The organism is Nocardia sp. NPDC059236 (assembly GCF_042754085.1).
Lineage (GTDB): Bacteria > Actinomycetota > Actinomycetes > Mycobacteriales > Mycobacteriaceae > Nocardia.
On sequence record NZ_JBHZAF010000103.1, the window covers coordinates 1 to 347 of the forward strand.

The following is a 347-nucleotide window of genomic DNA, read 5'->3' on the forward strand; positions in this document are numbered from 1 at the left end:
GCATCTCCCCGACCGACCGGACGCCCGAGGTGACCCGCGCCGTTCTGGACTACGAGATCCCCGGTATCCCCGAGGCCATCCGCGCCGAAGGGCTGACGAAGGTCCCCACAGCGGCTCTCTCGCGCGGCGTCGCCGGCGTCGCGGGCCGCACCCTGGTCGTCAACCTGCCGGGCTCCACCGGTGGCGTCAAGGACGGGCTGGCCGTCCTCACCCGCCTGCTGCCGCACGCTGTCGACCAGGTGCACGGCGGTGACCATCCCGCCGAACCGGGCTCCGCAGGACATCAGGCAGGGCACCAGTCAGCAGGACATCAGTCCGACAGCCGGCGCAACAGTCGGTCCGAGAGC

1 pseudogene is annotated in these 347 nt (G+C 72.0%); it reads left to right on the plus strand.

Features of this window, described 5'->3' with window-relative positions:
* A pseudogene (locus ACFXIV_RS48205) lies at positions 1-257 on the plus strand (molybdenum cofactor biosynthesis protein B); the annotation flags it as partial.
* Positions 258-347 lie beyond the last annotated feature (90 nt).